The 22,903-nt window shown below is 61.7% G+C and carries 16 protein-coding genes and 3 pseudogenes; 9 read left to right on the top strand and 10 right to left on the bottom strand.

Annotated features, from left to right (window positions below):
- Nucleotides 1-475: 475 nt before the first annotated feature.
- Both BG61_RS30320 and BG61_RS42265 read right to left on the bottom strand, forming a co-directional pair.
- Nucleotides 476-1,861, bottom strand: a complete 1,386-nt coding sequence (locus BG61_RS30320) for a UbiD family decarboxylase (protein ID WP_051672886.1) — start codon at nt 1,859-1,861, stop codon at nt 476-478.
- Complete coding sequence (locus tag BG61_RS42265) at nt 1,836-2,156, bottom strand: hypothetical protein (RefSeq protein ID WP_129572285.1); 321 nt, start codon at nt 2,154-2,156, stop codon at nt 1,836-1,838. The genes BG61_RS30320 and BG61_RS42265 overlap by 26 nt, the downstream gene beginning before the upstream one ends.
- Before the next feature lie 345 nt (nt 2,157-2,501).
- Between BG61_RS42265 and BG61_RS44220 the strand changes: the two are divergent.
- The 3 pseudogenes from BG61_RS44220 to BG61_RS44860 form a co-directional block, all read left to right on the top strand.
- A pseudogene (locus tag BG61_RS44220) lies at nt 2,502-2,645 on the top strand (aldehyde dehydrogenase family protein); the annotation flags it as partial.
- 40 nt (nt 2,646-2,685) lie between these two features.
- Nucleotides 2,686-2,958: pseudogene (locus tag BG61_RS30315) on the top strand (alpha/beta hydrolase fold domain-containing protein); the annotation flags it as partial.
- A gap of 142 nt (nt 2,959-3,100) precedes the next feature.
- A pseudogene (locus BG61_RS44860) lies at nt 3,101-3,472 on the top strand (MBL fold metallo-hydrolase); the annotation flags it as partial.
- Between the two features lie 364 nt (nt 3,473-3,836).
- Here BG61_RS44860 and BG61_RS30305 read toward each other — a convergent pair.
- Both BG61_RS30305 and BG61_RS30300 read right to left on the bottom strand, forming a co-directional pair.
- Entirely contained in the window at nt 3,837-5,153 is a 1,317-nt protein-coding gene (locus tag BG61_RS30305) for a purine-cytosine permease family protein (RefSeq protein WP_035938359.1), read from the bottom strand.
- Nucleotides 5,154-5,173: 20 nt separating this feature from the next.
- Nucleotides 5,174-6,634 (bottom strand): amidase, encoded by a 1,461-nt coding sequence (locus BG61_RS30300; RefSeq protein ID WP_233469245.1) that lies wholly within the window; start codon nt 6,632-6,634, stop codon nt 5,174-5,176.
- Nucleotides 6,635-6,818: 184 nt separating this feature from the next.
- Between BG61_RS30300 and BG61_RS30295 the strand changes: the two genes are divergently transcribed.
- Complete coding sequence (locus tag BG61_RS30295; protein WP_035938422.1) at nt 6,819-7,544, top strand: response regulator; 726 nt, start codon at nt 6,819-6,821, stop codon at nt 7,542-7,544.
- Here the strand turns inward: BG61_RS30295 and BG61_RS30290 are convergent.
- Both BG61_RS30290 and BG61_RS30285 read right to left on the bottom strand, forming a co-directional pair.
- On the bottom strand, nt 7,493-9,922 hold the full coding sequence (locus BG61_RS30290) for a hybrid sensor histidine kinase/response regulator (protein ID WP_035938363.1): 2,430 nt from the start codon (nt 9,920-9,922) through the stop codon (nt 7,493-7,495). The genes BG61_RS30295 and BG61_RS30290 overlap by 52 nt on opposite strands.
- 5 nt (nt 9,923-9,927) lie before the next feature.
- Nucleotides 9,928-11,220, bottom strand: coding sequence for a cytosine permease (locus BG61_RS30285; protein ID WP_035938364.1), 1,293 nt, complete (start codon nt 11,218-11,220; stop codon nt 9,928-9,930).
- Nucleotides 11,221-11,716: 496 nt separating this feature from the next.
- Here BG61_RS30285 and BG61_RS30280 point away from each other — a divergent pair, with 496 nt between their 5' ends.
- On the top strand, nt 11,717-12,019 hold the full coding sequence (locus BG61_RS30280) for a hypothetical protein (protein ID WP_232256408.1): 303 nt from the start codon (nt 11,717-11,719) through the stop codon (nt 12,017-12,019).
- Between the two features lie 115 nt (nt 12,020-12,134).
- Here BG61_RS30280 and BG61_RS30275 read toward each other — a convergent pair whose 3' ends face one another.
- The gene (locus BG61_RS30275; RefSeq protein ID WP_081868226.1) at nt 12,135-12,917 is read right to left on the bottom strand and encodes a bestrophin-like domain; all 783 of its coding nucleotides are present in this window, start codon (nt 12,915-12,917) and stop codon (nt 12,135-12,137) included.
- A gap of 673 nt (nt 12,918-13,590) precedes the next feature.
- Complete coding sequence (locus BG61_RS30270; protein ID WP_035938369.1) at nt 13,591-14,922, bottom strand: aminotransferase-like domain-containing protein; 1,332 nt, start codon at nt 14,920-14,922, stop codon at nt 13,591-13,593.
- A gap of 89 nt (nt 14,923-15,011) precedes the next feature.
- Here BG61_RS30270 and BG61_RS30265 point away from each other — a divergent pair, with 89 nt between their 5' ends.
- Entirely contained in the window at nt 15,012-15,608 is a 597-nt protein-coding gene (locus BG61_RS30265) for a DJ-1/PfpI family protein (RefSeq protein ID WP_035938371.1), read from the top strand.
- Nucleotides 15,609-15,830: 222 nt separating this feature from the next.
- Here BG61_RS30265 and BG61_RS30260 read toward each other — a convergent pair whose 3' ends face one another.
- Entirely contained in the window at nt 15,831-16,535 is a 705-nt protein-coding gene (locus BG61_RS30260; RefSeq protein WP_051672884.1) for a hypothetical protein, read from the bottom strand.
- 251 nt (nt 16,536-16,786) lie between these two features.
- The gene (locus tag BG61_RS30255) at nt 16,787-17,236 is read right to left on the bottom strand and encodes an ester cyclase (RefSeq protein WP_035938373.1); all 450 of its coding nucleotides are present in this window, start codon (nt 17,234-17,236) and stop codon (nt 16,787-16,789) included.
- A gap of 872 nt (nt 17,237-18,108) precedes the next feature.
- Between BG61_RS30255 and BG61_RS30245 the strand changes: the two genes are divergently transcribed.
- From BG61_RS30245 to BG61_RS30235, 3 genes are all read left to right on the top strand, one after another.
- Nucleotides 18,109-18,570 carry a (2Fe-2S)-binding protein gene (locus BG61_RS30245; RefSeq protein ID WP_035938374.1) on the top strand — a complete coding sequence of 154 codons (462 nt, stop codon included), beginning with the start codon at nt 18,109-18,111 and terminating at the stop codon, nt 18,568-18,570.
- Between the two features lie 2 nt (nt 18,571-18,572).
- Nucleotides 18,573-20,783, top strand: a complete 2,211-nt coding sequence (locus tag BG61_RS30240) for a xanthine dehydrogenase family protein molybdopterin-binding subunit (protein WP_035938376.1) — start codon at nt 18,573-18,575, stop codon at nt 20,781-20,783.
- Nucleotides 20,784-21,300: 517 nt separating this feature from the next.
- Entirely contained in the window at nt 21,301-22,641 is a 1,341-nt protein-coding gene (locus BG61_RS30235; protein WP_051672882.1) for an MFS transporter, read from the top strand.
- Nucleotides 22,642-22,903: the final 262 nt, after the last annotated feature.

Below are 22,903 nucleotides of genomic sequence, written 5' to 3'. Positions count from 1 at the left end.
CTAGACGGTGCTCGCGCAACGCTTACTCTTTCGCCGTTCTCCGAAGGAATTCGAAAGCAAGCGTCCTTCCACGCCGGGTCATCTGGCCACAGCTGAAATCAGTGATTGATAGATGATCTGGGGTAACGAAGCAATTGCGGCTGAGCGGCGAAGCAGGGACGATTGAAGCTGGCCGAAGACCGCGATCGGCTTAGGATGCGTATCCCATCTTGAAGTGGACGGCCTTGTCGTCCTCCTTTCCGAACGCGAACTCCATATTGGCAACGATGCCGTGAGGAGGTTTCAGGACGTACTGCACGCCGACGCCCGCGCTCGGTAACCGCTTGGCCGAATACATACAGCCGACACGGTTCGCGCCGTACAGGCACGCCACACCAGCAAAAGCGTGGCGGCCCAGCGCACGGCTAGGCGACGGGCGTTCCTCGACCGCAAAGGAGGGATGTAAGTGCCGGCGAACTCGCCCATCGTGTACCCATTACGACCTCAAATAGCTGGCGAGTGATTGACTGTCCTTCGCTAGCCGGTCATAGACGTTGCCCAGGCTAGGCGGGATGCGAGACACATAAAATCGTTCGTCATCGCCCAGATATTTGGTCGCGTCCAGGCCCATCTTGTCATTCAATCCGCGCTTGTCTCCCGAAGGATCGAGCTTGGAACCCAGACCGTGCTGGATGATGACCAGATCGCGAGAAGCCTGAAAACGGGTTGCTATTGCCCATTCGATTTGCTCGCTGTCGTTGATATCGATGTCTTCATCGACGACGGTCACCAGTTTGATGTCGTAATGGCAGCCAAATGCACAGGCGATAACGTTTTTTGCTTCGCCATACTGCTTCTTTATTATTTTCACGATCAAATGAAAACGTCCGAGCCCTCCCGCCGTGAGGCGAACATCCAGTACATTAGGAAAATTGAGCTGCATTCGCTCCAGAATGGACGACTCCCGGGGGATTCCGCCGATAATGACGTTCTCGATCCCGGAGGGATTGTTGACGCGATAAATCGGATTGCGGCGGTGGGTGATGCAGGTAATCCTGATGTAGGGAAGCAGGTCCTGACCGGTGTAGTATTTTGGAAACTCTCCAAATGGGCCTTCCAATACGCGTTTATGTGGAATGATGAACCCCTCGATCGCTATCTCGGCGTCCGCAGGAATATGGACATCGTTGGTGTATGATTTTACGACATCGATCGGACGCTGTTTGAGTGCGCCTGCAATGGTCAGTTCGCACACGTCGCGCGGCGCAATGGCCTGCGAAGCCAATTCGACCACTGGATCGTGGCCGATGGTAACGGTAACCGGCAATTCCTTATCCAGCTTTTCCGCGGCCTGATAATAAGCGAACAGATCGCGCGGGAGCATCAGGATGCTCAGCCTGTCAGGCCCTTGCACTTGAAGACGGTTTATCGAGAGGTTTTGCTTGCCTGTTTCCAGATTCAGTCCATGCACGAGGCCGCTGGTGATGTAAGGGCCGCCATCGCGTTCGTGGCAGGTAATGATGGGCAGGATCCTTTTTAAATCGATATCCTTGTCGTGCGTCACTTCGTGGACAGCAGCCGAATCCTGCTCGACCACATTCCACTCCAATGGGGCTTTCAATGCCCTCTGAAATGCGGGCAGGATCTGATCGACAGGTAGCTCGAGCAACTCAGCCACCCATTGCCGCTGCCCGAGCAATCCTCCGGCAATCGGTACCTCATGTCCTCCGGGTCGCGAAAAAAAGCAGGCCTGCTTGCCTTCGAAATGCTCGATATATCGAAGAACATCATATTCGAGCGCGATATTGCCTTCGAGGCAGATCAAACGCTTGGTGCGGTCAAGGAATTCCAGCCAGTCACGAAGATTGTTTATTTTGCTCATTCTGAATTCCATTGCGTGAGTTGACATTCAGGCAATCCAGGAAATGATCTGAATTGATGTCTTTTCCTCTTGGCTCTTTTTGCTGGCTGGGTGCATCCGAGAGCGCGCGTATATCAATGCCCAGGAAAACGCCATAACCGGCCGTATATGAAATCTCCAGAAGAGAAGAATCGGATATATCCAAGCCCCTTGCTTTTAGACACGCCAGGGGTTCGTCGAGTAACTGCTGGCGAAAGGCTTCATCCTCGTTCGCCTCTTCGACGATGGCTGCAATCTTTTCGGTCAATCCGTCCATGAGTGTTCGATCCTTGGTTGAGTCCAGAGGTCTTTGTCCACGCAGCGCGCCGGCGCTCACCCCGATAGCCTTTGAACCATAGACGGCGTGTCTTCAGTAATCAAGGGCCGACTATCTGCTGACCCAGTAAGGCAGCACATCAGCATAAAAGACCATTTGCGCAAGGTCTGATTGCGGATCGCTCAGTAGAGATCCGGCATCTGTCTTGCCCGAGACGAATTCCGCAGCCACCTCGGCAAGTCCAGACCACCGAGTCAACACGGCATGCGAAAGGCATTACGCCGCGCACCTGCCCCCAAAACCCAGTCATGCAGCCCGGATCGCACAGGCCAGGAGACCAGAAGGATCGTGGGCGCGAACGAGGGTGTTGTATCGAGCGAGGCCGCGCCGTTTGGCGGGGTCAAAGAGTCAGGCTACGGGCGCGAAGGCTCGCGTTATGGCCTCGATGACTACACGACGATCAAGAACGTTTGCGAGGGTGGGCTAGAGCAGGAACGAAACGCAACTGTAGCCGGACGAGAAGACCCGCAGCAACCCGTACGCGGTGCCGATGCGCGCGACGCTCGATCAGCTTCGCGGCCTGCCGCAGGCACTCGTCAGCACCGCCGAACACGACCCGCTGCGCGACGAGGGCGAAGCGTACGCGCGCAAGCTGAAGGAAACCGGCGTGCAGGTGACGGCGACCCGCTATAACGGAATCATTCACGACTTCGTCCTGCTGAACGGGATCCACGATGTGCCCGCCGCGCAGGCCGCGATCCGTCAGGCGAGCGATGCCGTTCGCGATGCGCTGAAGCAATGACGCCAGGACGGCGGAGCCTCGCGCATGAGGTAACCGCTCCACCCGGTTCGCACGCTCGCGACAAGCCACGTGCCTCGACATCGTCAAGACCGACTCGAACGGAACCGTAATTTGGTCCGCAACTGGGTATGAGGAAATTGCCATGAAACTCATCTCTGTCTTCGCCGCAGCGATGATCGCTGCAACTTCCGCGATATGGGCCGCGTCAGATGCGCCACGGGCTCGGGCGGCGTCTTCCGCAGGCTGGATTGCGCAGCTAGTCCTGTCAGACGGCACCGCGCCGCGCAACGTGCCGAAAATCATGAGCAAGCCGGATGAGGTCCGCGACGCGTATGCCGCGGCGCACGTGGCACTTCCCGTGGAACTGTCGATCAACGGCTTTCTGATCGACACCGGCACCCACAGGATGCAGGTCGACACGGGCGCCGGCGAGCTGTTCGGCGCGACGTCCGGCCAGCTGGTCGCGAACCTGCGCACGTCCGGTTATCGTCCGGAAGACATCGACGTGATCCTGCTCACGCATATTCATGGCGGCCATTCGGGCGGTTTGAGCGTCGGCCGTGAGCGGGTGTTTCCGAATGCGCTTGTCTACGTAGACCGGCGCGATGCCGATAACTGGCTTAGCGCGGAGGCAGAAGCCAAGGCGCCCGGAAAGAGCGGGCAAGTAGAACAGCGAAACACCCGCACGGGTGAACCGATCGGGCGAACGTCGGTAACGTTCCCTGCCCGCGTCGCAAGCGGTACGCGCCGATGGCCGGCATGGCATCGGCGCCGGCCGGTCAGTCGTTTCCTCAGCCGGTCGTCTGATCGCAGGCCGCTCCTCATGCGGCCTTTCGACCTTTCAACCACAGCGCCGTCGATAGGCGGACTTTTCTTTGCTATGTCGCGGACATCTCACGACTCTCGCGTCGACGTACGATGTGATTCGCGCACTGCGACAATGCGAAGTAGAGCACTCCACCCGCCAGCATTCCAGCGACTGCCTCGGAGAACGAGGGCGCCAGGTAGTGAACAAGGCTCGCGATCACAGCGGCAACGAACCACGCCAGGAAGGCGCTGCCACGGAAGTCTGGCACCGCCTGTGTATCGGAGTAGTGCCGGACCAGGATCTGGTCGACAATAATGATTGCTCCGATCGGGGGCACGAAGATGCCCAGCAGGTTCAGCCAGTCAAGGAACAAGCTCCACACGCCAGCGACGGCCAGAATCCCGCCCAACAGGCCCAGCACGACCGTCATCGTTCGCATCTTCTTCCGGGAAATCCGACCCCAGCCCACAGCGCCGTTGTACAGGCAATGCGTGCACACCGATCCGAGATTGACGAAGACAAAAACGAGCGCGATCACGGACAGAACGCCGCCATGCCCTGTCAGGACAGGCATGAAATCACCCCCGCTCGAAGCGGGAGCGACGGCAGCGCCGGCACACACGATCAGAATGCCGAAGAGCTGGGCAGTGACGTTCGCCACCGGGAACGCGGTAAGAATCGCCCAGACTGCGCTTTTTCCGTCCTTCGACCAGCGCGTAAAGTCGGCCGTCATCGTGCCCGAATCGGCGAAGGTCGCCACGACGAGCGTTATCGCGCTACCCAGCGACATCGCGCTACCTGCGCCAAGACCGTTGTAGTGGAACACCCCGGATAGCGAATGCTCGGAGCCGATCAGGACGAGGGCCACGATCCCGAGGATCACATACATTGGCGCGGCGATCATGCCGACGATCGAGAGTGCGCGAATGCCGATGAACGTCACACCGGTATAGAGCACCGTTGCCGCGATGATCGTCACCGTCTCGTTCCAGCCGTAGGATGCGTGAACCGTCGTTCCGGTGAGGCCGGTCTGGAAGGCGTACCAGCCCACGACCACACTCGCCAGAAAGCCGGATGTGATCGCGTAGCCTTTCTTGCCGAAGGTGCGCTCGGCCTGAAGGGCGAAGTTGCGTCCGGTGCTTCCGGCGATGTAGCTCAATGCGCCGACATACGCCAGAAGGATGGCGTTGCCGATCATGATCGCCAGAAGCGCCTGCGAGAAGCCGAGGTTGTAGGCGATGACTCCACCGAACACCGCATTCGTGATGATCATCGGAAAGCCGAACCATACCGCAGCCACGGACGACAGCGAGTGGCGATGCGACAGGGGGACGGGCAGGTGCTCGAACTCTTCGTCGAGCAAGTGTTGGTCGGTTGTCTTGGTCATGATGTTCCCCTTCTCCGGATTCACTGTGAGAGACCCGCGTTCCTGAGCAGGGGAGGCCATTGGTGGCGCCACGGACGCGCCTGCTCGAAGGCCGCCGAGGCACGCAACACCAATGCATCGTCGAGATGGCGTCCGACGATCTGCAAACCGATCGGCAACCCGTCCTTCGTGAAGCCCGCCGGAACCGATGCCGCGGGCTGGCCGGTCAGGTTGATCGGATAGGTGAACGAGAGCCACTGCGTGGACGCGACCATGCGTCCGTCAGTTTTTTCAGGACCTTGGCAATGGATGGGGAAGGGCGGGACAGTCAGGGTCGGCGTGAGCAGCAGGTCGTAGTTGTTCATGAACCGCCACATCTTGTTGACGACGGCCTTGCGTGTCAGCATGGCGTTCGTGAAGTCCTCCGCAGTCCACGGGTGATTGAGGAACGCGACGAGATGCGGCGACATCTCATGGCCATGCTCGGCGACCATCGCGCGCATGCCCTTGAGATCGGTGTCCATTGCGACGATGGCCCAGAACGCATCGAAGGGGTCGCTCCATGCGGGATGCGCAATCTCCACGACGCACCCGAGATCGCGCTCGAAAACCTTTACGGCCTCATCGACGACCGAACGGACTCGAGGATCGACAGCGGCATAGCCCCAGTCCGGACTGTAGGCGATCCGCAGCCCCTTGATATTGCCGTCAAGCGCGTTCATCCAGTCGAAGTCAGCGGGCGGCAGCGAATGGCGGTCGCGTGGATCCGGGCCCGCGATCACCGACAACATGAGGGCGCTATCGGCAACGGTTCGGCTCATCGGGCCGATGTGCTCGAGACTTTCCCAGCTGGAAACGCCGGGATAGCGCTCGTCGCGGCAACCGGGATAGAGCGGGACGCGTCCCATCGACGGCTTGATTCCGTAGATGCCGCAATGGGCAGCGGGGATCCGGATCGAGCCGCCACCGTCGCTTCCGATAGCGAACGGCACCTCTCCAGCCGCAACGGCCGCACCCGATCCGGCGCTGGAGCCACCCGGCGTCAGATCGAGATTCCAGGGGTTGCGGGTGGTTTCGAAAATCGGATTGTGTCCGACGCCGCTGTAGCCGAATTCGGGCACATTGGTCTTTCCAACGATGATCGCGCCGGCCTTCTTCAAGCGCTCTACGACGACGTCGTCTTCATCGGGTACGAAATCCTTGTAGGCCGCCGAACCGGACGTTGTCCTGATGCCGGCCGTGCTGACCAGATCCTTGATGCCCACGGGTACGCCCGCGAGCGCACCGACCTTCTCTCCGCGCAGGATTCGCGCTTCGAGTTCGCGCGCCTGCTCAAGTGCTGCATCGGCTGTCACCGTGCAGAATGCGTGGATCGAAGGCTCGAGCATCTCCATGCGCTCCAGATGCGCCTCGACCACTTCCACCGGCGATATCTCCCTGGTGCGGATGGCCGATGCGAGCGCGATTGCATCCATTGCGCAGACCTGCTTTGAGTTTGCCACGGTCGTCTCCTTGTCTAGTCTGAGTGAAGACGACTATCCGGATATCTTGTGAACGAGTCCGCCCCATTGATTGAATGGTGTATGGCATTTTGTTAAAATTTGTGAACACGATGCCGGCGTGCAGGAAAAAAAGCGCCGATCGGTTTGCGTGAGTGCCGCGAAAACGAGTAGACAAGGTGCCAACGTGCAGCAGAACAAGGCTGGTCAGCGATTGGGCGTAGTGGACGACGACCCGTCCATCCGGGAGACGCTCGAGGGGTTTCTGGAGGCCGAGGGCTATGACGTCTTCTGTGCGGCCGATGCCGACGGACTCGAGCGGATCATGCGCGTCAACCCGGTCGACCTCGTCTTGCTGGATATCCGGCTGCCGGGGCGGGACGGCCTTTCCCTGACGCGCGAGCTACGCGCGAAATCGGAGATCGGCATCATCCTGATCACGGGACGAAACGACAAGGTCGATCGTATTCTTGGCCTGGAATACGGCGCGGATGACTACATCGCAAAACCGATCGACGAGCGCGAGCTTCTGCCGCGAGTTCGCAATTTGTTGCGCCGCGTGGGCCACAGTCGTTCGGTGACGGTGCCCGAGACGATGTCGTTCGGACGGTTTCTGCTGGACACTGGACGCCGGAGCCTCACCGATGAAGCCGGGAAGATCGTTTCCCTCACGACCGCCGAGTTCGACCTCCTGTACACATTGGCGAGGAACGCGGGGCAGGTCATGTCCAGAGAGCGCCTGATCGGTGCCACGAGTCGTCGGCGTTTCGACACGATGGACAGGACGATCGATACGCTGGTGCGCCGCCTGAGGCGCAAGCTCGAAACCGATCCGGACCATCCGGTCTTGATTACGACCGTTCACGGGACCGGGTATTTGTTTTCAGGCCCGAGCGCCAGCGATGGAAAGTAGGTGTGGACGCAACGCGCCGCGTCTCTGTAGATCGTGATCATATTCAGCGCCACCTCCGACACATCCAGCACACGTCCGGTTCGGGCCAGCCGCTCCAGTTCCGCCGCGGCGTCGGCGAGTTGCTCGAAGCCCACATTGGACGCGGCGCCGGACAGTCGGTGCGCGCCTTCTGCAACCTCTTCGAGATTGGTGCGCGCACAACTGTTCGCGATCGTCTCGATCGACTGGTCGGCGACTTCCATGAACGACCGGACGATGCGAGTGGTGCGCTCCTGCCCCAGCGACTCGCGAAGCCGGCCGATGCGCTCGGGCTCGGTAGTGAAGATCGCGTTGTCGGAGGACGGTGGCGTCTGCGACTCCTTCAACGCGATGCGCAGCTTGTCGATCTCCACCGGCTTCTCGATGATCCCGTCGATTCCGCGTAGTCGATACAGCGGTCTGTCGGTCGGCAAGGGATTGGCGGTAAGACCGAGGATGGGACCCGTATGTCGATTGGGCTCCCGGCTAGCGCGGATTGCCGCCGTGGCGGCGAGCCCGTCCATGCCGGGCATGCGGATGTCCATGAGGATGAGGTCGAATGTATCGGTCTTGAGAATCTCGAGTGCTTCCTGCGCGGAAGAGGCGGAAGTTGCTTCACAACCCTCGGCGCGGATCAACTCGGTCACGATATCGCGATTGAGCTCGACATCGTCGACGACGAGCACCCGCGATACCGCGAGGCGGGCAGAGCGCATCTCCTCGTTCTCCGCCAGGTCGAACGGCAACCTGACAAGGAAAGTCGAACCGCGCCCGATCTCGCTTCGCACTGAGATCGTGCCGCCCATGGCTTCGGCGAGGCCTTTGCTGATCGCAAGGCCAAGGCCGGTTCCTTCGAAGCGCCTTTCGTGCCCGCTTTCGGCCTGCGAGAAGGGCTGAAACAACCGGGGAAGCACGTCGGCGGCTATCCCGACTCCTGTATCCGCGACCGTGATGGCGATTTCAATCGATTTGTCGTGACGGGCTGCAACGTCGGTCGTCAGCTCGATCTGGCCGACTTGTGTGAACTTGATGCTGTTGCCCACCAGGTTGACCACGATCTGTTGCAGTCTTGCGGGGTCGCCGAACACCGACGGTGGAAGCGGCGTGACGCCGCTTACGCGAACCCTCAGCCCCTTTTCGGCTGCCGCGGCGCTGGCCAGACTGGCGGCGCCGGTGATCACTTCCTGCGGATTGAACTGACGCCGGTCCAGCCGGATTTGCCGAACTTCCAGCAGCGCAAGGTCGACGACGTCGTTGATGATAACGGCCAGCGTTTTCCCCGCCTGGATCAACCTGCGCACGATCAGCGCGGCTGCATCGGGGAGTTCGTACTGGACAAGGAGTTGCGCGAGGCCCAGCACTCCGTTTACCGGTGTCCTGAGCTCATGGCTGATCATCGCGAGAGACTCCGATTTCATCCGCTCCAGCGCCTCGGCTGCGTTCTTTGCCTTGATCAGTGCGGTTTCGGCTTCACGCCTCACGGTGATGTCAGCGACACTTGCAATGATCATTCTCGTTGAGCGCACCCGTAGCGACTGCCTCGAGACAAGGAGATGACGGATGGCACCGGAATGATGCTCGATCTCGAACTCACTGGTTTCGATGAGGCCGGCTGCATCCTGTCCTCCGACCAGCCAGGCGAACAGCGGTTGATGGCGCCGGAGGCTTTCCTGAAGTCCTGCAAGAGATCGCACGCTATCCGCGGCCAGGAGATCAAGTGCGGTTTGGTTGGCGAACTCGAGACGTCCATCCGCATCGATGAGGATGAGGGGAATCGGCGATGCGTCCAGCAGGCGATGGACCGAGTAGTCGCTTAAACGGCTCTCTCGCACGAGCAGAAGCAAGCATCCCAGGAAGAACACGCCGGCAATATCCAGCGCGAGCCGGCCCAACAGCCCTGCCGTCAACGCTGAAAGGGGAGCGGAGCTCAGAATGACGGACTTTCCGTCGCGCCTTGCCGCAAACAGCCTGCCGTTGCGGATGACAAACTTGCCGTTCGTATCCTCACTTCGCATCGCCGACATGTTTCGACACGCGGCAATGCCGTCGCAATCCGACGCAAGGGGAATCGCAATTGTCGTTTGACCGGGCCATGCCGCGATAGTCGGCGCGTTGCCGGTCGACCGGCGGCTGGCACCGCTATCGATGATCTCAGGCATGCCGGTCCCGTCGGGACGCGCTTCAACGAGAGCGAACTGGGTTGCGAGCCGCGCTTCATGGAGTGCAAGGCTCATGAGGACCTCGTCGCGGGCGCGGAAGAGCAGGAACGCAAGCGACGAGATGAGGATGATCGCGACGATTGCCGTCCTCGACTCGGCAGGAGGTCGCGAAGTGACCGGTCTGGCCTTTGTGTAGAGCATGGCCGTCAATCGAGCGCTTCCGTTCCGTGAGGGGCGGCACCGAGGTCCGTTCCCAGACGGCTCGGGGCGAGCCTTGCCAGGACGAGATACACGCTGCCGGCCAAAGGGGCGCCGATCAAAGGTGCGATCATGCCGGGAACAATCTGGCGAGCAAGAAACGCCGCCCCGACGCCCGCTGCGATGGCCGCCAATCCTGCGACGTTCACGGGCGCCGCCCGGAAGCGCGAAAAGCCCACGCGCACTCGCAGCACGTAGTAGTCGGCGACAATCACACCGCCGATTGGCGGAACGATCGCCGAGAGGAAAAGAGCCCAGCCGAATACATCACCGACCGCGTCCATCACAGCCATGAGAATCCCCAATAGCGCGGCAGCGGCCGACGCAATGATCCAGGACAGCTTTGGAAATGCGCTCTTCAGCGTAACGCTCGCGTTACTTATGCAGGCATCGCAGGTCGTCCAGTTGGATACGACGACGAGCGCCAATAGAAAAAACGAGAGCGCGTCATTGCCCGCGAAGAGATCGCCGACCTTGATGCCGGCCGCCGCGATCAGCACGCCCAGGATCAGGAACGGCAAATTGGACAGGAGAAAGGCAAACGCGGTGGCCAGAACGGCCTCGTTGCCGGTCCGGCAATAGCGAACGATGTCACCGGTCATCGTGCCGCTCACGACGAATATGCCAAACGCGATGCAAACGCCCGTTCCGAAAGGCAGCGTTCCGCCGATCGAGCCGTCCAGCAGCACGGTCCATTTCGGCATCAGGTAATGTGCGATGACGGTGCCGCCGAACAGGATCATCGCGGGAAATGCGATGGCGGTCATATTGAAACCATGGCTGAGCCGGGCGATGACAGGCGCCGCGAATGCCACACCGATGACGCTGATGACGATCGCAGGGGCGCCGGAAAAGTGCAGTGCATTCAGCAGGATCGTCGCGGTGAGGACGACGTGAAAGGCGAACCAGCCGGTTACCAGCGATCCCAGCAGGATTCCCGGGACAAGGGCGCCCCATCGGCCGAAGACCGCTGCCAGTGTGAGTTGGGAACTCAGCCCCCACCGGCCGGCGGCGAATCCTATTGCCGCCGAATACACGAAGAGAATCCAATTGCCGAGAATCGCTGCGGCGAGTGCATCGAGCGTTCCAAGCTTCGATTGCAGAAGACTACCAATAACGATGGAGGCGAATGCCGATGTGAATCCCAACCAGGCGAATGCAGGAAAGACGAGTCCGCGGCGTCGTGATAGGGGTATTGGCTGGACGGCCGCGCTGTCATTCGATTCACTACGGATATTCATGGTTGCGTGATCCGATAATTATGAAACCAATAATAGTCTCCTCCGTTCGGGAGTCGCACTACTTCCAGGTCGGGACCGCGCCGCATGACGGGCATCAGTTATTCCACTGCTTACTCGACGGAACGCGCACGGTTCACAAGCTTGCGTCGTTGAGGGCCGCAAAGGATCTGTGACGAACACGCAGCCACACGGCGATGTGCATCTCGCTCACCACCGCCGCAGTGCGCCCTGCACGGGTGGCGCGCTTGTTTTTAAGCAATTATTTCATCCATACCGTTCCGGCCGCCGCACGAGCATGCACCCGTGCCTGCAATTGCACCCCGGCGCATATGCCGAAATCCGCTCGGTTTTAGCGATCCGGACAGCGCCGTCGCCTATGCTCTGATTACATTCCTTTCGCTAGCGCGCGCAAATCTGCACTCTCCGGGCGTTGCTGCAAGGTGGGGCCGAGATAGGGTATAAGAGGCGCTCATGTCATTTCTGCACGGAGACGGCGATGAACGAGCCATCGATTGATCAGACAGTGCCGGGCGCACTATCGCCTGACCTTCAAGTCACTGCACCCATGCTTGTCGATCCGTCCGAGTTATGGTTCTCCGTCTATGGCTTTGGCTGGGGATACGCTGCATACGCACTGCCGGCGCCGACGGTGCTCGCGCAACTCGGAGCGGCAAACGAGTCAGCGAAACAAATGACGCTTGCGTTTGAACTCGGCAAGCGGCGGATCCGACGTGCTGTTCACGAAAGTGACCGGCCCGAGAACGGAGAACGCATCGTATTGTCGGAGTTGCCTTCGTAATTTCGATGCCGATCCGCTTGATGCGCAACCGCCTGGCCGTCGACCGATCTGCTGAAAATGGCACGTCCGGGCTTTAGTCTTCTAGTCCGAAACGAGCCCAAACACGCGCAAATGATCAGCGATCCGCAGGCATGACCTGCAATAGCGGTTCGGGCGCCACGGCGACGACACCGGAAAAGGGGCGATCGTGCGAAAGGATCAGCAGCATGGTCGTTGCGAGTCCCGCTGAAAAAAGCCCGATTGCTACGGCAGAGGTCAGCCGGTTCTCACAATGAACCAGGGCGATTGCGAACAGCAGGCAGATGGCCATAAAAATCAGGCATGCCCACTTGACCCCGCTAACTTCGGAGCGGCTAACCAGAATACGCTGGCGACGAGCGTCCAGGGCCTGTTCCAGGGACGTCGCCACCTGGCGCTGCGCGGTCTGCTGTCCAGGCGTATTTGCCACCAGGGAAAGCGTGAACTGAAGCGCCTTGTTCAACGCAGGGGGACTTATTTTCAGTGTGACGGCTCCTTGCGCCATCATTGGCCATTCGGTCGCTATCGTGTACTCGATGTAATCCCGAACCAGCGTTCGCAGCTGGCTCTGTGCCTCTTCTGGCAAGACGGCAGACAGGACGACAACTGATCTTAGCGCACCGGCTTCCGTCGCGACGGCGACATTGGCGCGCTCCGTATCGTTCCAGACCTGCGCGGCAGTAAACGCCATGAGCAAGCCGAAGATGACACCGATTGGAGACAGCAAGCCGGGCGAAATCGCCATCAATGACCGCCCATGCTGACCGGCAGCAAGCCAGCTGGTGACGACGTGGATCGCCGTTCCCACGAGAAATGTCGCACCAAAAGTAACGAGTGTCATTTGCCACAATGGCAGGTCATGCAACCAGGTGTTCATCATTGGCGCTTGCTCCATGCGCGGACAGGAATGGCATCAGGCTTCTTCGTATCAACGGAACGGCGAATGCAGTTAAGCATAGGCGTTATCCGCGGCATCGTCAGCATGGTCCGACGCTCGACGGGACGCGCGGGCGCAACGCCGGGCGCTTTCATGGCGGTCATGCGCCACTGCCCGATAGATCCCATCCGCGACCGTTCGGTCTGAATCAACACGCGCAGTCTCTCGAGCGACGGACTGCCGCCGTTTATCTTTCTTCCAGCTTCGATGGACGCCTCTCCGACTGTCGAAAGGTCAGCGCGCGATCCAATGACCGGGAGTTGCACTCACATCCGCGATTGCGGCGACGCTCGAATTTAAGGATCGCAACGGGTCGACATGCGACGACCGTCTCAACCAAAAGCGAAAAGACAGCGTATCGGAGCAAAGCTCTGTACGCGACGAACTCGTCCCGGAACATAAGGTCGTCGCTGCAAGCGCGATGCGGGACGTCTCCGACACCTAGGTCTGGAGCAAGACCATGCACCTCGGAATACTCGTCTCGCAAACCCGGCAGGACCAGGAACCCGAAACCTGGCGTCGCGCCATGAATTCGCCATGTGCGAAGAAGCGCCCACAATCTCTCGTCGCGCTTTGGCGGGCGATGTCTGTCGGATTGCGCCGCGGCATCCGCGGGTCAATAGGTCTGGTCGGCAACGACGCGGGCCACCGTTTGCAAGGACCGCTCTAGCGTGGACAGGCTGACGGAGCCGAGTGCCAGGCGAATGGCATGAGGCACATGCGCCGACGTCGAAAACGGATGGGCCGTCGACACGGAAACGTGCTCGCGCATCAACGCCATCGCGATCGCGTCTGCCCGAACCTCCTGTGGCAGAGGAAGCCAGACGAAGTACGACGCGGGATGGCTGACCCGTTTCAGCCCGGCCAGGATTTCAGTGGCAAGGCCCTGACGCAGCGTGGCATCGCGCCGCTTGTCGGCTTCAAGCCTTGCCACGGTGCCGTCCTCGATCCAGCCGCAGGCGATAGCGGTCATCGTTGCCGGGGTGTTCCAGGTCGTTGCCCGGATCGCTCGTTCGAGCCTGGGCGTCCATTCACGCGGGGCACGGACGAAGCCGACGCGCAGCCCGGTCGCGACACTCTTGGACAAGCTCGAGACATAGACCGTCGTCTCTGGAGCGAGCGATGCCAACGGAGGCGGAGCACCTTCCGCCAGGAACGCGTAGGCCGCGTCCTCGATGACGATCAGCCCATGCTGCCGGGCGATGGCGACCAGCTCCCTGCGTCGCCTTGCGCTCATCACCCAGCCGAGCGGGTTATGGAGCGTCGGCATCGCGTACACGGCGCGTACTCGCCGTCGCCTGCACAGCGCCGCCAAGGCGTCCAGATCCGGGCCGCGCCCAGCGGCGGGAATTGGGGCGAGTTCCAGCCGGTTGGCCTCGGCGGCGAGCTTGAATCCCGGGTACGTCAGGGCATCCACGGCTACCACGTCGCCGGGTTCGAACAAGGCCATGGCGGTTGTCGTCAGCCCGTGCTGCGCACCGCTCACGAGCAATACGGTTTCAGCCGATACCGCCGGTCCTCGGCCACCGAGGTGGCGCGCCACGGTCGCCCGCTCGTGCTCGCGCCCGCCGTGGGGCTGGTATCGAAGCAGGGCCTCCAGGTCGCCTGCTGCCGCGAGCTGGCGTAGCGCTGCCCGAAGTAGGTCTGCCTGATCCGGCAACGAGGGATTGTTGAAGTTCAGGTCCACGGTATCAGCGCTCCATGCATGCAGATCAATGCCTTGACCGCGAGGGAGCGCCTCCTTGACGAACGTGCCGCGACCGGTTTCTCCGCTCACGAGGCCCATCGCTTGCAGTTCCGCGTAGACGCGCGTGGCCGTGACCAGCGCCAGTCCTTCGCGAGCCGCAAGATCGCGGTGCGTTGGCAGCCGCGTCCCGGGACGCAGCCGACCCGCACGGATATCGGCCGCGAGCCGGTCGACCAGTTGCTTGTAGCGGGGTTGAGGCATACCGGAATGTATCCATGACAATTATTTGATTGTATTGATTATCGGCTCTACGATGGCGCAATTCAACGACTCCATTCGCGCGAGGCCCCATGCACATCGCCATCCTGACCTTCGAAGGTTTCAACGAACTCGACTCGCTGATCGCGCTCGGCATCCTCAACCGGGTCAAGCAACCCGGCTGGCGGGTGTCGATCGCCAGTCCGGCGGCCAAGGTGCGTTCGATGAACGGAGTGGTGATGGAGGCGCAAGCGTCGCTCGCGGACGCCTGCGAAGCGGACGCTGTACTGGTGGGTAGCGGGATACGGACGCGGGACGTCGTCGCCGATGCGAAGTTGATGTCGCAACTGAGGTTCGACCCGACGCGCCAGCTGCTGGGCGCGCAGTGCTCGGGCACGCTAATCCTTGCCAGGCTGGGCCTGCTGGACGACGTTCCGGCCTGCACGGACCTGACCACCAGGCCGTGGGTCGAGGAGGCCGGTGTGGCTGTGCTCAATCAGCCGTTCGTCGCCAGGGGAAACGTCGCGACCGCTGGCGGGTGCCTGTCGTCGCAGTATCTGGCGGCGTGGTTCATCGCACGTCTGGCAGGCGTCGAGGCTGCACGTAGCGCGATTCACTATGTGGCGCCGGTAGGGGAGAAGGAGGTCTACGTAACGCGCGCGATGGCGAATATTTCGCCGTTTCTCTGATGCGCGCTAAGCCTCGACTTGGGAAAACCGAAGCTGTTCACACATTGAACCGGCAAGACACGGATGTTCTTGCCAGGGGAATTCGGACGGCGACATATGGCCGACACGCAACCAGTCCTTTGCCAGCGCCTGCAATCGGACGAGGAAGGGAACATTCGTCCGTCGCATGGCGTGAAGGCCTGTCCACCCGGTCAGCGTAACGCAGGGGTGTGATCCTGACGATCAGTCTACGCGGCACCAGCGACCGGAATCGGGGCACACGATGGCCGGTTCGCCGTTCAGCCGGACTTGCTCCGCATCCAGTTGTAACGACGTCGACGGGTCAATGTCGAACGCAACCTTCAGTGCGTGCCCAACATGGGTATCTTCGATGGGAAGCTCCCAGGTCAGGAATAGCTGGATGCAATCCTGGTCAGGTGCGAAGTCGGCCGCGTTAAAACCGCTGCTGCCGCGCTGAATGACGCCATGAGGCTGGCCAGTATCGAATATCACTGCGGTTCCCCGGGTCAGAGGAATGCGATGGCCCAAAGAGGGAAAATGCAAGTCCAGTCCCCTGTCCTCGCTCAGGAAGAGATTGCAAAAGGCCGCACCGCCGTATTGCACACCGTCATGGTGGTACCTCGCGCCGCGGCAGGCCATAAGGGCTACATCACTTGATGCAAGTACCGCGGGCAGTCCAAGCGCGCATGTCCAATCGGACATTGCCTGTACGCAGCGCCTGTAGTCCGGCCAGCGTGCCCGCGCTCGCGCCAAAGGCATCGCCTCGACGTCACCGGGCTCCAGGACCATGCGCGACGATGTCTCCCTTTCCCAATCTGCAAGCAGACGTGCAGGGGGCGCAGGCACGTCGACGGTGCCTGATAGTACGACGTCGCTAACGCGGCGACTGCGGATGGCGTCTCCACTCCAGAAAGAGGAGATCAGCATGGCTCGTACTCGATGCAGTTGAGAGGGTGACTCATCTCGATCATTGTAACGACTCCAAGGGATCACTTCGGCGCAAATCGGGCCAAGAAGCGAAGGTCAACGCTGTCGCTGCGAATGACGGCTTTTTGCTTCAGGGTTGACCTTCACGGTTGTCGTCATGCTCATAAAGCGGGCTGGGTTGCTCCCAGGCCCGTTGTCGCGTTGGATGCACCCGGCGTTGCCAAAAGATATCGGACGCGCTGCGCCTTCGATCACGCCGCCTTGATGAGTCCGAGCTGCTGCAGCGCGGTCACACCGTCATCCAGGCCGATTTCTTCAACGATCTTGCCGTCTTTGAGCCGGAGCACGGTCGTGCCCGTGAATCGCATTTTCCGGCCGGTCGCAGCCGGCAACGATCCGACGAGGAAATCGTTGAACGCCGGACCGTTATGCGTGCCACCGCCCTCCCAACGGCCGACTACGTAGTCCCCCTCGGCGATGAGATCAGCGGCACCCCAGAAGTTGAGGTCCGGGAATGCTTCGCGGAAACCGGTCATGAATGCTTTGATGTCGTCGCGGCCACGACGCGGCTCGTGCAGCGAGTAGTGCAGAAGCATGTCAGGCGCAGCAAGTTGGTCGACGATGTCGAGGTTGCAGGTCTTGCCCCAGAAATCGGTGAACCAGCGGCCTACGATGGCCTTGTTGTCATCTTCTTTGGACATGGTGAATTCCTCATTGACTGTGGTCGTAAAAGAGAAGCACGATCGCCTCTCTCTGCCTGAACAATATCGAGGCAAGCAGTCAACGGCCCCCCGTTTCTTGCCGTATTACTCGCCCTCCGCGTAGCTGCGGAGCATCAGGCGGGAGCGGTCAAGAGCGACAAAACGGTATGCGTCAAGCGAGGATTTCCGTTTACAGAAATCAAATAGCAAGAAAGCGAGTGTGTGTATCGAGCTGCCGCCATAAATCGATCATTCGATCCCGCATTAGCCGAGGTCGGCGGACGACGCAAGGTGCGTTCGACACGCACCCGATATGTCAATTCTTTCAGCGACATCGCGTTGACCTGTCTTTCATCGACTGGAGTTCGACTATGTTGCCATTTCTCTCGCTTCACGCTCTCGCTGCCCAACGCGGCGACGGACTTCGCCCTGAACTTCTGGCCTTATTTGAACGCCATGCCGGATCAGAGACCGGTCTCGCTACCATCATCGAACCAGACGAAACCGCGCCCCTTGACCAGCTGGCGGACGTCGTCCCCAAAGAGCCAGTGAAGTAGTGCGGGGCTGATGAGTCGTAAGGGAGTTGGTCGCAGCAACATCTCCCGTTCGGGACAGGCTGGCTCTTCAGGTTCGACTCCGGCCCTGGGAATCGCGCGGAAGCGGCCGTTCGCCGAGCGCGGGGCAAGCAGGGTTGCAGTTGACCGCCGTTGGCAGGCAAAGTGGTGATCGAGTTGCACGGCTGATCTGGGCTGCAGGATTTGCAGCATTGATCAATATTTTTGCAGGATTGTGTAAGCGATAATGCCAGCCGGTCGGTCAAAATGCCGCCTAGACCCGGCGCCAAGTTCGGGCTTTCCCCTCGGAGAGGTTCAATGTCCACCTCGTTTGTTCTCAACGGCAAGAGCGTTACGCTCGATGCCGATCCCACCACGCCGCTCCTCTGGGCAATCCGCGAGAACGCGGGCCTGCACGGCACGAAGTTCGGCTGCGGCATGGCGCAGTGCGGCGCCTGCACGGTTCATCTGGAAGGCGAAGCCACCCGCTCATGCGTGCTGCCGCTCGCGGCCATCGCGGGCAAGCGCATCACGACCATCGAAGGCATCGAAAGCCGGCCCGCGAAAGCCATCCAGGCCGCGTGGGTCAAGCTGCAGGTGCCGCAGTGCGGGTACTGTCAGTCCGGACAGATCATGTCCGCGACAGCCTTGCTCGAACATAACGCCACGCCCACCGACGCCGACATCGACGCCGCGATGAACGGCAATCTCTGCCGCTGTGCGACCTATACCCGCATCCGCGCGGCCATCCACGAAGCCGCTGCGACCCTGAAGGCCTGACCATGACGACCGATCTCGATCTCACGGATGCGGTACGCCCGTCGCGCCGGACCTTCCTGAAAGCAGCCGGCGCCGTCGCGGCAGTCGGTCTCACCATCGGCTTCGAATGGGCGGGCACGGGCCGCCGCGCGCTCGCCGCGACGATGCCCGATGCCGCCTTCGCGCCCAATGCGTTCCTGCGCGTTGCGCCGGACAACAGCGTCACGGTCATCGCCAAGCACGTCGAGATGGGCCAGGGCGCGTACACCGGCATCGCGACGATCGTCGCGGAAGAGCTGGATGCGAACTGGAAGGACGTGCGTGTCGAAAGCGCGCCCGCCGATGCGAAGCGCTACGCGAATCTCGCGTTCGGTACGATCCAGGGCACGGGCGGCAGTTCGGCGATGGCCAACTCGTGGATGCAATTGCGCGAAGCCGGCGCAAAAGCGCGCGCGATGCTGGTCTCCGCCGCCGCCGCGAAGTGGCACGTGCCCGCATCCGAGCTGACAACACGCGACGGCAGCGTTCATCACGCGGCCACGAACCGCACCGCGACCTACGGCTCGCTCGCGTCGGCCGCGGCCCGCTTGCCGGTGCCGGACAAGGTCGCGCTCAAGTCGCCGAAGGATTTCCGCTTGATCGGCCATCAGCTGCCGCGCGTCGACGTGCCGCCGAAAACCAACGGCACCGCGCAGTTCACGCTCGACGTGACGTTTCCCGGCATGCTGGTCGCGCTGCTGCAGCGTCCGCCGCTCTTCGGCGCGACGGTCAGATCGTTCGATGCGTCGGCCGCGAAAGCGGTGCCGGGCGTCGTCTCGGTCGTGCAGGTGCCGGGCGGCGTTGCGGTGGTCGCGAAGGGATTCTGGGCGGCGAAGCAGGGCCGCGACGCGCTGAAGGTCGAATGGGACGATTCAAAGGCCGAGAAGCGCAGCTCGGACGCGATCATGGCCGAATACCGCAAGCTCGCCGAGCAGCCGGGCGCTTCCGCCCGCAAGGACGGCGATGCGACGCAGGCGCTCGCGGGCGCGGCGAAGAAGATCTCCGCCACCTACACGTTCCCGTATCTCGCTCATGCGCCGATGGAGCCGCTCGACGCCGTCGTCAAGCTCACTGCTGACAGCTGCGAAATCTGGGCTGGCGACCAGTTCCAGACGGTCGATCAGGGCAACGCTGCGCGCACAGCCGGGCTCGATCCGCAGCAGGTGAAGATTCACACGCTGTATGCGGGCGGCAGCTTCGGGCGGCGCGCGAACACACAGTCGGACTATATCGTCGAGGCCGTGTCCATCGCGAAGGCGCTGGGTGCGAACGGCACGCCGGTCAAGCTGCAGTGGACCCGCGAGGATGACATCCACGGCGGCCTCTACCGGCCGATGTACTTCCACAAGCTCGACGCGGGCCTGACCGCGGACGGCAAGCTCGTCGGCTGGCGGCATCGCATCGTCGGCCAGTCGATTCTTGCCGGCACGCCGTTCGCGAGCGTGATGGTCAAGAACGGAATCGACGGGACGTCCGTCGAGGGGGCCGCTAACGTGGCCTACGCGATTCCGAACGTCTCGGTCGAACTGACGACCACGCAGACCGGCGTGCCCGTGCTGTGGTGGCGGGTGGTCGGCAGCTCGCACACGGCATTCGCGGTCGAAGCGTTCATCGACGAAGCCGCGTACGCCGCGGGCAAGGACCCGTTCGTCTTCCGCCGCGATCTGCTCGCGCACGAACCGCGCATGCGGGCCGTGCTCGAACTCGCCGCGCAGAAAGCGGGCTGGGACCCGGCCAAGCCGTTGCCGAAGGGCCGCGGGCGCGGTATTGCGGTGGCCGAGGCGTTCAAGACGTTCGTCGCGCAGGTCGCGGAAGTCTCCGTCGACAAGGACGGGAACGTGAAAGTGGAACGCGTCGTCTGTGCGGTGGATTGCGGTACGCCGATCAACCCCGACGTCATTGCCGCACAGATGGAAGGCGGTATCGGCTTCGGTCTCGGCGCGGCGTTGCACAGCGCGATCACGCTGAAGGACGGAAAGGTCGAGCAGAACAACTTCGACGGCTACCAGGTGCTGCGGTTCGCCGAGATGCCCAAGGTCGAGGTGCATATCGTGCAGTCGGGCGAAGCGCCGACGGGTGTCGGCGAGCCGGGTGTCGCTCCCGTCGGACCGGCGGTAGCGAACGCGATCTTCGCGGCCACCGGCAGGCGGATTCAGTCGCTGCCGTTCCCTGCCGCTTCGGAAAAAACCGCCTGACGGACCGACCGAAGACGACGCGCCGCGTCGTGTTGAACTGCGCTTCCCGCGTGCTGGCCACGCGGGAAGCGCGGCACCTTCCCGAGCGCGTAGCCGTGACCGTTCCTGGATTCTCGCAGAAGAAATCGCCGGATTCCCAATAGCTTATCGTCCGCGGACCACGGATCAATCGCGTCCCGGCGGCCATGTATTCGCTTTCGCCTCCCGTAAAACGTCACCGCTACAGGCCGCTTTCAAGTCGCGGCAATGCAACTTGCTGTCCGACGCAAATCCACTACTCGCAAACGTCAACGGTCAATCGAAGCAGACATGGACCTCCTTTGCGAGCCTGAAGACCGCTTCAATCAAGGATTGAACCGCCAGAAACCGCACGGAAAGTACGACTAGCCCATCATGCCCTCTGGGTATGGACCGAGACTCGATCAGTATTGGACGGCGTGTGTTTGGCTCGCCTATTCTGGCCCGGCAGTGATCCATCAAGCCAACCAGAACAAAGCGCCAAACGCACGGAGACATAATGAGCACGCCACTCGACGTATCGTCGCTGATCGACCGGGAGCCTATTCGCCCGTACCAATGGATGATTTTCATCCTCTGCTTCGTCACGACCTTGTTCGACGGCTTCGATACCCAGGCGATTGCATACACCGGACCCGCGATCATCGCGGCATTCGACCTGCGGCCCGGCGACCTCGCGCCGATTCTCATCGCAGGCACGCTCGGCATGACAATCGGCGCAATGACGCTCGGCCTGCTCGGCGACCGCGTGGGACGGCGCCCGGCGCTGCTTGGCGGCGTCGCGCTCTTTAGCGTCGCTTCGCTGCTGACCGCGTTCGCCGGGAGCACCAGCCACATCTTGATCCTGCGTTTCATCGCGGGGCTCGGCATGGGCGGCTGCACGCCGGTGCTGCTCGCGCTCGCCGCCGAATTCGGACCCGCCCGGCATCGCGGCGCGATCATGACCGGCGTGCTGCTGGGGCTGCCCGCAGGCGCGATGCTCGGCGGACTGCTTGCTGCGCGCATGATGCCGGTCATCGGATGGCAAGGCGTGTTCGTCGTGGGCGGCGCGGCGCCGCTCGTGCTGCTCGTCGTGCTTTACTTTGCGCTGCCCGAGTCGCTCAATTACCTCGTGAGCCGCTCGCGCACGAACGGCATGCAGGCGGCACGACGGGTGCTAAGCCGGATCGTGCCCGCAGCGCTGCCCGCCGACATCGCATTCAAGGCGCCGGAGGCGGCGGCCTCGCGCGCAAGCGTTTCAGCACTCTTCACGAATGGCAACGCACGCAACACGATCGCCATCTGGGCCGTCTATCTGCTCAACTGGATCGCGTGGTTCATGCTGCTCTCCTGGTTGCCGACCGTCCTCAAGGCCGCAGGGCTCCCTGCCGCGCAGGCGCCGATGGGTACGGTGGTCGTGAACGCGGTCTTCATCGTGTGCGCGATTCCGCTTTCCATTCTCCTTCCCAGGATCAACACGCGGCGCCTGCTGATCGCGCTCCTCGCGCTTGGCATCGCGATTGCGATCGGGCTTTCGTATGCGGGTACCTCGTGGGGCCTCGTGTTCGTGCTGGCAGGCGCGGCGGGGCTGGGCATCGGAGGCCAGCAGATTGCGCTCAACTATCTCGTGGTCGGCGCCTTTCCGACGACGCTGCGTGCCACCGCCACCGGATGGGCCATCGGCATGGGGCGCGTCGGTGCGATCGCGGGATCGGCGGTCGGTGGCAGCGTGCTGGCGCTTGGCGGCCCGAGCGGTTTCTTTATGGCGCTGGCCTTGCCGCTCGTCGCAGCGCTGCTGGCGGTCATCGCGATTCGCACGAGTCCCGGCGTGATCGATCGCAATCTTGCGGCGGCGCACTGAGTTCGTAGCGAGCTGTTCAGCCTGAGAGCCGGCTGGAATCGATCGAAGAATCGGCCAGCCGGAGTTTGTCAGTTTCAAGCCAAGACGATCATAAAAAATCGGCAAGCACCGTTACTTGACGGCGCGAACAAGAGCCGACGTTCAAAGCCAATTCAGCAACCTTTCCAGATCTTGAGTGAGCGTGAGCGCTTCTTTGCCTCGCGCCCACGGCTTTATCGTGCCCTCAAGGCGGGGACCTCCAGGGTTCTATCAAGCGCCCGTT

Origin of the sequence: Caballeronia glathei, from assembly GCF_000698595.1 — a bacterium.
GTDB classification, from domain to species: Bacteria; Pseudomonadota; Gammaproteobacteria; order Burkholderiales; family Burkholderiaceae; genus Caballeronia; species Caballeronia glathei.
The sequence above is the reverse complement of the archived record's forward strand: the minus strand, read 5'-3'. Positions and strand labels throughout refer to the sequence as shown.